12 protein-coding genes and 1 pseudogene are annotated in these 11,707 nt (G+C 71.1%); 6 read left to right on the top strand and 7 right to left on the bottom strand.

Annotated features, from left to right (window positions below):
* A pseudogene (locus WBA97_RS33760) lies at positions 1–876 on the top strand (hypothetical protein); the annotation flags it as partial.
* Here WBA97_RS33760 and WBA97_RS33755 read toward each other — a convergent pair.
* On the bottom strand, positions 873–1,694 hold the full coding sequence (locus WBA97_RS33755; RefSeq protein ID WP_424235043.1) for a phosphotransferase family protein: 822 nt from the start codon (positions 1,692–1,694) through the stop codon (positions 873–875). The pseudogene WBA97_RS33760 and the gene WBA97_RS33755 overlap by 4 nt on opposite strands.
* A gap of 140 nt (positions 1,695–1,834) precedes the next feature.
* Here WBA97_RS33755 and ctaD point away from each other — a divergent pair, with 140 nt between their 5' ends.
* Genes ctaD through WBA97_RS33735 form a run of 4 tightly spaced genes read left to right on the top strand, consistent with a single transcriptional unit; the run spans position 1,835 to position 6,813 of the window.
* The gene (gene ctaD / locus WBA97_RS33750; protein WP_424235042.1) at positions 1,835–3,622 is read left to right on the top strand and encodes a cytochrome c oxidase subunit I; all 1,788 of its coding nucleotides are present in this window, start codon (positions 1,835–1,837) and stop codon (positions 3,620–3,622) included.
* A 13-nt stretch (positions 3,623–3,635) separates the two neighbouring features.
* Complete coding sequence (gene serB, locus WBA97_RS33745) at positions 3,636–4,865, top strand: phosphoserine phosphatase SerB (protein ID WP_424235041.1); 1,230 nt, start codon at positions 3,636–3,638, stop codon at positions 4,863–4,865.
* Positions 4,866–4,915: 50 nt separating this feature from the next.
* The gene (locus tag WBA97_RS33740; RefSeq protein WP_424235047.1) at positions 4,916–5,626 is read left to right on the top strand and encodes a peptidyl-tRNA hydrolase; all 711 of its coding nucleotides are present in this window, start codon (positions 4,916–4,918) and stop codon (positions 5,624–5,626) included.
* Positions 5,627–5,655: 29 nt separating this feature from the next.
* Positions 5,656–6,813 carry a hypothetical protein gene (locus WBA97_RS33735; RefSeq protein WP_424235040.1) on the top strand — a complete coding sequence of 386 codons (1,158 nt, stop codon included), beginning with the start codon at positions 5,656–5,658 and terminating at the stop codon, positions 6,811–6,813.
* Between the two features lie 136 nt (positions 6,814–6,949).
* On the opposite strand, the gene WBA97_RS33730 is transcribed toward WBA97_RS33735, so the two are convergent.
* The 4 genes from WBA97_RS33730 to WBA97_RS33715 form a co-directional block, all read right to left on the bottom strand.
* Positions 6,950–7,576, bottom strand: coding sequence for a glyoxalase (locus WBA97_RS33730; protein ID WP_424235039.1), 627 nt, complete (start codon positions 7,574–7,576; stop codon positions 6,950–6,952).
* Complete coding sequence (locus tag WBA97_RS33725; protein WP_424235046.1) at positions 7,573–7,809, bottom strand: helix-turn-helix domain-containing protein; 237 nt, start codon at positions 7,807–7,809, stop codon at positions 7,573–7,575. The genes WBA97_RS33730 and WBA97_RS33725 overlap by 4 nt, the downstream gene beginning before the upstream one ends.
* A gap of 130 nt (positions 7,810–7,939) precedes the next feature.
* Positions 7,940–8,263, bottom strand: a complete 324-nt coding sequence (locus WBA97_RS33720; protein WP_424235038.1) for a hypothetical protein — start codon at positions 8,261–8,263, stop codon at positions 7,940–7,942.
* Between the two features lie 14 nt (positions 8,264–8,277).
* On the bottom strand, positions 8,278–10,311 hold the full coding sequence (locus WBA97_RS33715; protein WP_424235037.1) for an ATP-dependent DNA helicase: 2,034 nt from the start codon (positions 10,309–10,311) through the stop codon (positions 8,278–8,280).
* Positions 10,312–10,462: 151 nt separating this feature from the next.
* Here WBA97_RS33715 and WBA97_RS33710 point away from each other — a divergent pair, with 151 nt between their 5' ends.
* Positions 10,463–11,077 carry a hypothetical protein gene (locus WBA97_RS33710; RefSeq protein ID WP_424235036.1) on the top strand — a complete coding sequence of 205 codons (615 nt, stop codon included), beginning with the start codon at positions 10,463–10,465 and terminating at the stop codon, positions 11,075–11,077.
* 29 nt (positions 11,078–11,106) lie between these two features.
* On the opposite strand, the gene WBA97_RS33705 is transcribed toward WBA97_RS33710, so the two are convergent.
* Positions 11,107–11,430 carry a DUF6204 family protein gene (locus WBA97_RS33705; protein ID WP_424235035.1) on the bottom strand — a complete coding sequence of 108 codons (324 nt, stop codon included), beginning with the start codon at positions 11,428–11,430 and terminating at the stop codon, positions 11,107–11,109.
* Positions 11,427–11,678: a hypothetical protein gene (locus tag WBA97_RS33700; RefSeq protein ID WP_424235034.1), complete on the bottom strand. Its 252-nt coding sequence runs from the start codon at positions 11,676–11,678 to the stop codon at positions 11,427–11,429. Before WBA97_RS33700 ends, WBA97_RS33705 begins: the two co-directional genes overlap by 4 nt.
* Positions 11,679–11,707: the final 29 nt, after the last annotated feature.

The raw sequence follows: 11,707 nt of genomic DNA, 5'->3' as shown, positions 1-11,707 counted from the left end.
GCGGTACTGGCGGGAGCGGGCGCGCTGGCGCTGGCGGCGGCCCGCAGGCCCGCGACGCGGGCGGAACCGGCGGTGCCGCTGCTGCTGGCGGCTCCCGTCTTCGCTGAGCCCGGCCCGGTGACGCTGTTCGCGCTGGCCGCGGTGCTGGCGGTGGGGGTGGCGCTGTACCGCCCCGGCACGCCGCTGGTCGCGAACGCGGGCCGTCAGGCGCTGGTCGACGGCTGGCGTGACCGGGTGCTGCGGGTGAGCGGGGTGCAGTTCCTCGACCTGGCGCTGCTGCTGCCCGCCGCCCGCCCGGTGCGCCCCCGGCCGCTGCGGAACGGCCTTCGGCTGGCGTGGCTGGGCGTCCTCGGCCGCGCCCGGCACGGTCCGACGGCGGCCCTGCTCGCGGTGACGGCGGTGGCGGTGCACCGGACGTTCCCGGCGCTGCCCGGGCTCGTGGTGTTCGCGGTGCCGGGATACCTGGCGCTGATGCCGCTGGTCGCCGGGCTGGGGGAGCTGTGGCGCTCACCGGGCCGCCGCCGGTGGGTGGGGCTGGGCGACGTGGCACTACGCCGCGACCACCTCGTCGTGGCGGTGGCACTGGCGACGATGTGGGCCGTCCCCGTGTGGTGGACGGGCGGCTGGGACGCGACGGTCCTGTTCGTGGTGCCGGTGCTGGCGGCCGCGGTGGTCCGCACGATGACCCGCCGCGCGCCGGCCTACGACAACCTGGTCCCGGTCGACACCCCGTTCGGCGCCATGCCGATGCGCCTGATCCTGCATACCCTCCGCGGCCCTGACCTGGGCGTACTGGCTCTGCTGTTCATCGCGGGCGCACCGTGGTGGGCCGCGACGCTGGGGGCGGCGGCCATGACAGTGGCCGCCCTGCGTTAGGGCACTGCCAGCCACGCACGCAGGCGGGCGTCCGCCTCCTCACGGCGTGCGGGGAACCGTCGCGCGAGGACGAACCACCACACGACACCCAGCAGTTCGCGCAGCTCGACGCATACGTCCAGTTCCTCCCGCGAGTACGGCCCCGGGTACGCCGCCACCGCGGCCGCCCCGTCCACCCGGCTCGACCTGACCAGGCACGCCAGGTCCCACCCCACCGGGCCCATCCAGGTGTCTTCGAAGTCGTTCCACATCGCGCCCGACGGTGTGGCCAGCAGGTTTCCCGGATGGGCGTCCCCGTGGAGCGGCCGGGCCGGGAACGTCGACAGCGCCTCCCGCAACCGCGAGTTCGCCGCCGCCAGCCGCGTGGTCACCGACGCGGGCAGGTCCACGAGCGACAGTGCCCGGTCCACGTCGCCGCAGGGGGCGAGCCGGGGCAGGTCGCCGTCGAACGAGTCGAGCGCCGCGTGCAGGCCGGCCAGCCGCCGCGCCACCGCCGACGGCGAGAACTGGTGTGCCGGGTCGTGCGGCTCGTACCGCCACAGCACGGCCACCGTGCCGCCGGTGAGCACCGGGTCGGAGAGCGGCGTCGTCGATGGGACACCCCGCGCCGTCAGGTGCCGCGCGACTGCGATGTCCCTGGTCAGCCACGCCTCGACGCCCGGCCGGACGTCCGAGGTGAGCGTCGCGACCCTGGCCACGACCGGCGCGGGCCGCAGGTGGACGACCACGTTTGCCCCGTCGTGCAGCACCACCGGGTCGTCGCACGGCACCCCCAGGGAGGTGGCGACCGTCACCGCCGCTTGCGTACTGATCGACATGACGGGATGGTGTCAGCGCGAACGCCGCCTGCGCTCGGCATTTACCCTCGCCAGCCCAACCGAGCTGGCCCGGAGCGTGCGGGCTACGATCGCTCCGAATCACGGTTAAGGCGTGGTCGCAGACACGCAGGAGGCATGGAGTGACGGCAGTAGCCCCGAAGCCGATCGCAACGCGGCCGTACCCGGCGCGTCCGGCAGCCAAGGGTTCTTACCTGCTGCAGCTGTTCCGGGAGACCGATCCGAAGAAGATCGGCGTGATGTACCTCGTCACGGCGTTCGCGTTCTTCATGATCGGCGGCGCGATGGCGATGCTCATCCGCTCCGAGCTGGCCTTCCCCGGGCAGCAGTTCCTGTCGCAGGAGCAGTACAACCAGCTGTTCACCATGCACGGCACGATCATGCTGCTGCTGTACGCGACCCCGATCCTCTTCGGCTTCGCGAACTTCGTGCTGCCGATCCAGATCGGCGCGCCGGACGTCGCGTTCCCGCGACTGAACGCCCTCTCGTACTGGCTGTTCCTGTTCGGCGGCATCATCGTGCTGACCGGCTTCCTGACGCCGGGTGGCGCCGCCGACTTCGGCTGGTTCGCCTACACCCCGCTGTCGGACAAGATCCACTCGCCGGGTGTCGGCGGTGACCTGTGGATCGTCGGCCTGATCCTGTCCGGTCTCGGCACGATCCTCGGCGGCGTGAACATGCTGACCACCGTGGTCTGCCTGCGCGCACCGGGCATGACGATGTTCCGGATGCCGATCTTCGTGTGGAACATCTTCATCACGTCGATCCTGATCCTGATCGCGTTCCCGATCCTGACCGCGGCGCTGTTCGGCCTGCTGGCGGACCGCCAGCTCGGCGCACACGTGTTCGATCCGGCCAACGGTGGCGTGATCCTCTGGCAGCACCTCTTCTGGTTCTTCGGCCATCCCGAGGTGTACATCGTCGCGCTGCCGTTCTTCGGCATCGTGAGCGAGATCTTCCCGGTGTTCAGCCGCAAGCCGCTGTTCGGCTACCGCGGCCTGGTCTACGCGACCCTGGGCATCGCGGCCCTGTCCGTGGCGGTGTGGGCGCACCACATGTACGCCACCGGCGCGGTCCTGCTGCCGTTCTTCGCCTTCATGACGTTCCTCATCGCGGTCCCGACCGGGGTGAAGTTCTTCAACTGGATCGGCACCATGTGGAAGGGGCAGCTGACCTTCGAGACGCCGATGCTGTTCTCGGTCGGCTTCCTGGTCACGTTCCTCTTCGGCGGTCTGACCGGCATCCTGCTGGCCGCGCCCGCCATCGACTTCCACGTGTCGGACACCTACTTCGTGGTCGCGCACTTCCACTACGTGCTGTACGGCACGATCGCGTTCGCCACGTTCGCCGGCATCTACTTCTGGTTCCCGAAGATCACCGGCCGGTACCTCGACGAGGGCCTCGGCAAGCTGCACTTCTGGACCACGTTCCTCGGCTTCCACGGCACGTTCCTGGTCCAGCACTGGCTGGGCAACGAGGGCATGCCGCGCCGCTACGCCGACTACCTGGCCAGCGACGGCTTCACCGCACTGAACACCGTCTCCACGATCGGCGCGTACATCCTCGGCGCTTCGACGCTGCCGTTCATCTGGAACGTGTTCAAGAGCTACCGCTACGGCGAGACCACCACCGCGGACGACCCGTGGGGCTACGGCAACTCGCTGGAGTGGGCCACGACGACCCCGCCGCCGAGGCACAACTTCCTGGAGCTGCCGAGGATCCGGTCCGAGCGGCCCGCGTTCGACCTGCACTACCCGCACGCCATCGAGGACGCCCACCGCGACAAGTACGTGGGTGCGTTCAGCGGGAAGCACAAGGTGAACACCCCGGACGCGCCGTCGGAGAAGCTGTCCCACGCGATGGAAGACGAGCCGTCGGACAAGCCCGACAAGCCGACCGACAGCAACTGACAGCGCCTGACCAGTGTCCCCGCCACCCACGAGCACGCCGGTCCTGGTCACCGTCACAGGGCCGGACAAGCCAGGGGTTTCCTCGGTGCTGTTCGCGGTGCTCTCGCGGCACGGTGTCGAGATCCTGGACGTCGAGCAGGTCACGATCCGCGGCCAGCTGGTCCTCGGTGTACTGGTCGGCACCGACCACGACCCGGAGGGTCTGCAGGAGACGGTCGAGCAGGCCATGGCGACCGTGGCGATGCGGGTCACGGTCGAGGTGGGCGCCGACTCGATGTCCCCGGCCCGGCTCGGCTCGAGTCACGTGCTGGTGCTGCTCGGCCGTCCGATGCCCGCGCGTGCGTTCGCCGAGGTAGCGCGGCGGCTCGCCGCGCTCGACGCCAACATCGACGCCATCCGCCGCGTCGCCGACTACCCGGTCACCGGCCTGGAGCTGCGGGTGTCGGTCGCTCAGGACCGGGGTGAGTCGGACGCCGAGCTGCGGTCCGCGCTCGCGGAGGTCGCCTCCCGCGTCGGCCTGGACATCGCGGTCGAACGCGAGGGCCTGATCCGGCGCGCCAAGCGGCTCGTGGTGTTCGATGTGGACTCGACGCTCATCCAGGGCGAGGTCATCGAGATGCTCGCGGTCCACGCGGGCTGCGAGGACGAGGTCCGCCAGGTCACCGAGGCCGCCATGGCCGGCGAGCTGGACTTCGCACAGTCGCTGGAGCGGCGGGTCGCGTGCCTCGCCGGGCTGCCGGAGTCGGTGCTGGACGAGGTCGCTGGCTCGCTGCAGCTGATGCCGGGCGCCCGCACGACCGTCCGCACGCTCAAGCGGCTCGGGTTCCGCTGCGGCGTCGTGTCCGGCGGCTTCTCGCGGATCATCGAGCGGCTCGCCGACGAACTGGGCCTGGACTTCCACGTCGCGAACGAGCTGGAGATCGTCGACGGCAAGCTCACCGGCCGGGTGCTCGGCGACATCGTCGACCGGGCGGGCAAGGCGGCCGCGCTGCGCCGCTTCGCCGCCGAGTTCGACGTGCCGCTCGCCCAGTGCGTGGCGATCGGCGACGGCGCCAACGACATCGACATGCTGTCCACCGCGGGCCTCGGGGTGGCGTTCAACGCGAAACCCGCGCTGCGGGAGGTCGCCGACACCGCGTTGTCGCACCCGTACCTGGACGTGGTGCTGTTCGTGCTTGGCGTGACGCGCGCTGAGGTCGAGGCCGCCGACGCGGCCGACGGTCTGAACCTGCCGCGATCGTGAGCGGCGCGGTGCTCGACCCGCTGGCCGCCCGGTACGCGGAATGGCTGGGTATGCCCGCGGCCGCCACCAGAGAGGCGATCGACGACGACCCGGAGCAGGTCCGCGCCATGCCGATGGTGCTGCGCATAGAACGCGCGGACCCACCTTCCCGCACCCCGCTGCTGGAGGCCGCGGCCGCCGCGGCGGTGGCGGTCTGCCTTGACCCCCGGGCCGACGACGAGTGGCACGAGCCACTGGTGTCGTGGCTCGACGTCGCCATCCGCAAGGTCGCCCGCCGGGCTCGCGGCGCACACTGGGAGGCGGTCCAGTCCCTCCCGGGCGTGACGATGACGGTCGACGGCGCTGAGGTGAGGGCGCTGGTGCCGGGCAAGGTCGTTGAGATGCCGAAAGAGGTCACGCGCCTGCAGATCTCGGGCAGCGAGGTCCCGGACGTCGCACCCGGCCCGGTCCCGGACGGCGTCCCGGTCCTGTGGCTGAACCCGACCGTGACGATGACCGCGGGCAAGGCGGCGGCCCAGGTCGGCCACGCGTCGATGCTGCTGGCGGCCGCCCTGCGCGCGGACGGCCAGGAGTCGTACTTCGACGACTGGACGGACTTCCGCTGCGCGGTCCGGAACCCGTCGCGGCGGGACTGGGCGGCTCTGCACCCCGGCGACGATCCCCTTGGCGCGTGGCGCCGACGCCGCGTGGTGGCGGTCCGCGACGCGGGGTTCACGGAAGTGGACCCGGGCACGGTGACGGTACTGGCACAACTTCCCTGAAATCCTTGGGAGCGCGCCATAATTCAGTTGTGCGAGTCGACATCGCCGAGCTGACCCCCTCTTCGCCGTCGACCGCGGTCGCCCACCTGTCCGCCGAGACTCTGGTGTCGGCGGTGCTCGACGCGCGGCTGGAGTGGTGGCGCCGCAAGCTGTGCGCGCTCGCGCTGGTGGGCCGGATCCCGGCGGGGAGCGTGCCCGCGTTGTTCGGCGTGGTGCGGGACAGCCGGGTCGGCACCGAGGTCAGGGCCGCGCTGCTGGAGGTGCTGCCACCGTCGGAGGAACTGCTGACGTGGCTGCGCACCACCGACGACGATGCCTACAACCTGGACCTGGCGATCCTGCGCACCCGCGCACGGCTGAAGGACTCCACTTCGGTACCGGACGTGGTGGCGCTGATGGCGGACGAAGGGCCGCACCGCCGCCTGGTCGCGGACCAGTGCGTCGACCTGCTTGGCCACCACGAGGTGCTGGCCGCGCTGGGTTTCGACTCGTCGCTGTCCCTGATGCTGTTCGGCGAGACCCCGGCCGCGCGGCTGCTGGGCGTGCGCCTGTCGGACCTGGATGTCACGCAGGCCCTGGCCGACGAGGAACGGATGGTCGCCCGCGAGGCGTACGACCGGCTCGCGGAGGTGCGGGACCACCACGGCGAACTGCTCCGGATGGTGGCCGACCAGGCGCCGGGTCACCTGTGGGCGCTGGCTGTGCTGGCAGCGCGGGGCGAACCGATCGGTGAGCAGTGGGCGGCGCTGGGCGAGCCGATGGTGCCGGTGCCGGGCCTGCCTGCGGACGTGCGCGCGGCGATCGTGCGGCAGTACGTCCCGGGCACCCGCGACACCGACCCGAGGTGGCTGCTGGAAGCCGCGTGCCTGCCGGCCGAGGAACCGCCGGACGTGATGAGCCAGGCGATGGCCGCGCTGGCACCGGTCAACCCGGCGCCACCGGTGCCGGTGGGCGACCACTACCAGCAGGGCGAAGGCACCTACCACCTGATCGACACGGACGCGGGCCAGGTCGAGGTGAGCACCCTGGGCCGGTTCTACTGGACCGCCGACGGGCCGGACCTGCCCGGTTTCCGCCGCATAGACGAGGTCACCGGGGCGATCATGATCACCGGGCTGCCGGTGTACTTCTTCGGCCGCCGCGAACCGCTGAGCGTCCGCGAGTTGCTGTTCTACTGGCAGGACTGAGGTTCTCGGTCCATCGGCCGGGAGTCGGGCAGGGGGTCGGCGGTCGAGATCGGCGTGGACGGAGCCCGGTCAGCGGGGTCGGGGTCGTTCGAGCGGTCGGCGACCGGAGTCAGCTTTCCTGGGTGGTTGAGGCACATCAGGATTCCGCCGTGATCGAACTGGTCTCCCACGCGAACCCGTCCGGGTCCGTGAACGGCTCGGATGCGCCGACGAGCGTGAGCCGGTGCGAACCGCCCCCGTCGGGGGCGACGCCGGCGTCCTTGGCGAGGGCACGGCGCCGGTACAGCCCCAGCTTCACCGCACCCGGCTCGCTGGCGAACTCGACGTACATGGTGCGGAAGCTCTTCTCGACGGTGAGACCGTGGTCGAGGTAGAACTGCTTGCTCGCGGCCACATCGGCGGCGCCGAGCAGGAGCACGATGTCGTCGTACCGTGGCGCGGCCGGACCGGTGTTCTTCTTGTTCGGGGTCGCGACCTTCCAGATCGTCCCGTCCGGGGCCTGGAAGACGGCGCCGTATCCCCAGAGCGACTTCTTGGCGGGCTTGAGCACGGTCGCCCCAGCGTCGACGGCGGCCTCGAACAGGGCGTCGCCGTCGGCGGGCTGGGCCACGATGAGTGACAGGCTGAACCCGCGGAAGCCGGACGTCGGGTCCTGCGAGGCCCGCACGCGCACCCGGGAGTCCGATCCGAGGACGGCGGCGTAGAAGCGTTCGGCGACCGCGGTGTCGGCCACTTCGAGGGTGATGGTGTCGATCGATGTCATGCCGTCGACGCTAACGCGGGCACGATGACCTGCGCTTCTCGATTCCTGACCGGTCTTCTCGGCAGGATGTCAGGACCACACGAGCAGTGCGCGCCATGCGTCGGCGGGGACGACGAGGGTGGGTCCATCATCGAGCGCAGGAGATGCACGGTCACGCCGCCGATGCCGTTCTCGAAGCGGCTCAGCGCGCTGCGGGTGATCTCCAGCCGTGCCGCCGCCTGGACGACCGTCAGCCCGTGTGCCGCCTGGCCAGGCGGATGCGCCTGCCGACCTCCTGGCGCAGCACGACCGGGCTGATATGTGTGGCCACACGACCACTGTCCGCGTGCGTGCCCGCGCGCGGGATCTCACCACCCGATCGGGCTACTTCTGGCGCTGCCACACCACAAAAAGGCCGTCTTCGACCGTCGTCATGGCCTCGATGAACGCGTCGTTGTCGAAATCCGGCAGGGACTGCAGACGGCTCATCAGGTCGTCGGCCGACGGGTGACCCGCCGGCACGGCGCAGCCGCCGCCGCCCTCCGCGACCAGCAGGAAGAACACGTCTTCCTTCCATGGGCCTTCCGGGGTGGTCCTGATCGCGACCTCCGACAGCTTCGCCCAGGTCACCGACTCCTCAGAGCCGTCGGCCAGTTGCCGGCGGACGCCGTCTTCGTCGACCGTGATGCCGGTGTCAGCAGTGGACACGCAATCTCCTTTGATCAGTTCGCCGCGGTGTCGAGGCGGCCGAGCGCCGCCCTGACCACCCCGGGGTCGCTCGTCGTCCAGTAGCTCGGCAGCGACGAGCGGAGAAAACCGCCGTAGCGCGCCGTGGCCAGGCGTGGGTCGAGGATCGCGATCACGCCGCGGTCGTCGGTGCTGCGCAGCAGGCGGCCGGTGCCCTGCGCGAGCAGCAGTGCGGCGTGGGTGGCGGCGACCGACAGGAAACCGTTGCCGCCACGGGCTTCCACGGCCCGCTGCCGCGCCGACGCGAGCGGGTCGTCCGGCCGGGGGAACGGGATGCGGTCGACGATCACCAGTTGCAGCGACGGGCCGGGCACGTCGACGCCCTGCCACAGGGACAGCGTGCCGAACAGGCAGGTGGCCTCGTCCTCGGCGAACTTGCGCACCAGCAGCGCCGTCGAGTCCTCGCCCTGGCACAGGATCTCCAGGCTCGTCCGCTTCCGCAGCTCCTCGGTGGCCTGCTTCGCCGCACGCATCGACGAGAACAGTCCCAGGGTGCGGCCGCCGGCCGCCTCCATGAGCTCCTTGATCTCGTTCAGGTAGGCGGGTGGCAACCCGTCCCGGCCCGGCGGCGGCAGGTGCTTCGCCAGGTAGAGGATGCCCTTGCGGCCGTGGTCGAACGGCGACCCGACGTCCAGCGACGTCCACTTCGGACCGTCGACGGCCTTCTCCGAAGCGGCGCCGGGCACCTGCACGCTGGGCCCGTCCTCCGGCGGCAGACCCCACGAACGCGCCATGGAGTCGAAGTTCCCGCCCAGTGTCAGGGTCGCGGACGTGAGCACCGTCGTGGTCTGGGCGAACAGCCGCTCCCGCAGCAACCCGGACACGGCCAGCGGCGCCACCTTGATGGTCGGCGGTCTCGGCGGGCCCATGCCGCTGTCGCTGGTGCGCCACACGACGTCCCGCCGCTGCGACGCGTCGCCGTCCCACGCGTCGAGCAGCCGCACCGCCGTGTCGTGTACTTCCTCCAGCTGCGACAGCGCAAGCTTGCGCGCCGTCTGCACGTCGACGTCGCCGGACTTCTCCGAGCCGAGGCCGGTGATGCACGCGTGCGTGGCGTCGCGCAGCGCGCTCAGCGTGCCGTGCAACGGCTTCGGCATCTCGTCGAGCCGCCCGACCGGCAGGTCGTCCATGATCAGCGCGAGCCCGTCGCCCGCTTCGAGCAGCCGGTCGGCGACGTCCTGGTCCACGACCCTTGCCGCGCGGCGGGCGGCGGCGGCGACGAGGCCTGAGGTCAGCTCGGCGGTGGCGACGGAGGTGACGCGGTCGACCAGGTCGTGCGCCTCGTCCACGATCACCAGGTCGTGTTCCGGCAGTACCTGGTAGCCCTGCAGCGCGTCGATGGCGAGCAGCGCGTGGTTGGTGACGATGAGGTCCGAGCGCCCGGCCTCCTCGCGGGCCTTCTCCGCGAAGCAGTCCGTCCCGACGGGGCAGCGGGCCTTGCCGAGACACTCCCGCGCCGACACCGCCACCTGCCGCCACGCCCCCTCGGACACGCCGGGCACCAGCTCGTCGCGGTCGCCGGTCTCGGTGTCCGACACCCACTCCCGCAGCCGCTTGACCTCCCGCCCGATCCGCGACACCTCGAACGGATCGAACAACACGGCGTCGTCCGGCTCGTCCTCCATGCCGCTGTCGAGCTTGTGGAGGCACAGATAGTTGCGGCGGCCCTTGAGGATCGCGAACGTCGGCTTGCGGCCAAGCTGCTTGGCGAGCGCCTTCTCCAGGCGGGGCAGGTCGCGGTCGATGAGCTGGCGCTGCAGCGCGATGGTCGCGGTCGAGACGACGACCGTCGACTCGGTGGCGACCGCGTGCCGTAGCGCCGGGACCAGGTAGGCGAGCGACTTGCCGGTGCCGGTGCCCGCCTGCACGGCCAGATGGTCGCCGGTGCGGACCGCACGGCCGACTGCCTCGGCCATCTCGACCTGCCCTGGGCGTTCGCTGCCGCCGACCGCGCCGACCGCGGTCGCGAGCAACTCGTTCACTCCGGGAAGGTCGGTCGAAGACGGCACAGGCAGACGGTACCTCCGACCCCCGACTGTCCCGTGCAGCCACCCGGGTACCTCGACCGGGTCATCTGTGTGCACTACCGAGTGGTTGGTCTGGCCCGTGGTGCCGTGAAGGGTTTTCCTCGTGCCCATGAGACTTTGTAGAACACTCAGCGTGACATGTCTGACGGTCGCGGGCCTCGCGTTCGCGGTGGTACCTGCCCAGGCGGCCCCCGGCGACGCGATCGCGGAGGGCTCGGCGGGCGCGGTCACCATCGGGGCGGTGACCGTGGAGCCGATCGCCGAGTGCAGCACGGAAGGAACGCCATCGCGCGAGGCGCGCGATGTGGTCGTGCCGAACGTGGTCACTCTCTCGACCGGCCGGTCGACCTGCACCGTCGACGCCCTCGGCGAGATCGCGAAGACGACCGTGACCGGCCAGATGTTCCGCTTCGACGCACTGCGGCGGTACGGCGGCCCCCGGATCCGCATCGCCAGCTACGTCTCGAGGTGCCAGACGTCGCTCTCCGGCAGCAGCTCGACGATCCAGTTCTCCGGCCTGACCGGGGTCGCGACGCCCTCACACCTCCCCGCGAACCACGTGGTGACGATCCCGGGTGGCCCGAACGGCAGGCCGATGGCGACGGTGACGTTCAACGAGGTGGTGACCCCGTCGACCCCCGACGGCAGCATCACCGTGAACCTTATGCACATCCGCATGTTCCCGAGGGGCGGGCCGACGACGGGTGACGCGTACGTGGGCACGGTGCACTGCGCGCCGCTCTACTGACGGACTGCCGCGGCGCCGGTGGGCCCTGCCTACCGGCGCCGCTTGATCTTGATCAGGTTCATGTCGGTGGCGGACGCCTTCAGGTCGCGGAAGTCCACGCCGAACCCCGCCACCGCCTGCGCCGCGAGCGCCTTCCCCTGGTCGCACACCGCCCTCTCCGCCTCGGCCCGCAGCTCGACGCGGAAGCTGAAGAAGTCGAGCGTGTGGTCGTAGGCCAGCGACCCGGTCTCGGTGAACCCGGCGGCGAGCATGTCGTGCTCCCCTGCGACAGCCAGCAGCCGCGCGCGCCCGTCGTCGTCGAGATCGGTGAACCGGCCGCGTACCAGCACCCGGTAGGTGTGCTCCTCGGTCATGCGTTCTCCTTGCGGGTGATGAAGACGTACTCCTGGCTGTCCTCTGTGAACGCGGGCGAGGAGTCGATGCCGATCACGGTCCGGCCGATCGCCCGCGCCACCGGCACCGCGACCCGCCCGGTGCCGACCGCCAGTTCGACGACGGGCCCGTCGGCTTCGCGTGCGAGGCCGACGTAGAAGGGGATGTCCTCGGTCATGTGGGCGGACCGCCGCTCGTAGCCGTCCGCGAGTGCTTCGTCCCAGGTCACCGGACCAGGCTGCCACCGGGCAGGAGGCG

Origin of the sequence: Actinophytocola sp. (assembly GCF_049647105.1) — a bacterium.
Classification (GTDB): domain Bacteria; phylum Actinomycetota; class Actinomycetes; order Mycobacteriales; family Pseudonocardiaceae; genus Actinophytocola.
This window is presented reverse-complemented; position numbering and strand designations above follow the sequence as displayed.

Coding starts and splice junctions, on each gene's coding strand:
- WBA97_RS33740 (WP_424235047.1), top strand. CDS start 4,916: ATGCCCGCGGCCGCCACCAGAGAGGCGATCGACGACGACCCGGAGCAG.
- WBA97_RS33730 (WP_424235039.1), bottom strand. CDS start 7,576: ATGACATCGATCGACACCATCACCCTCGAAGTGGCCGACACCGCGGTC.
- WBA97_RS33755 (WP_424235043.1), bottom strand. CDS start 1,694: ATGTCGATCAGTACGCAAGCGGCGGTGACGGTCGCCACCTCCCTGGGG.
- WBA97_RS33705 (WP_424235035.1), bottom strand. CDS start 11,430: ATGACCGAGGAGCACACCTACCGGGTGCTGGTACGCGGCCGGTTCACC.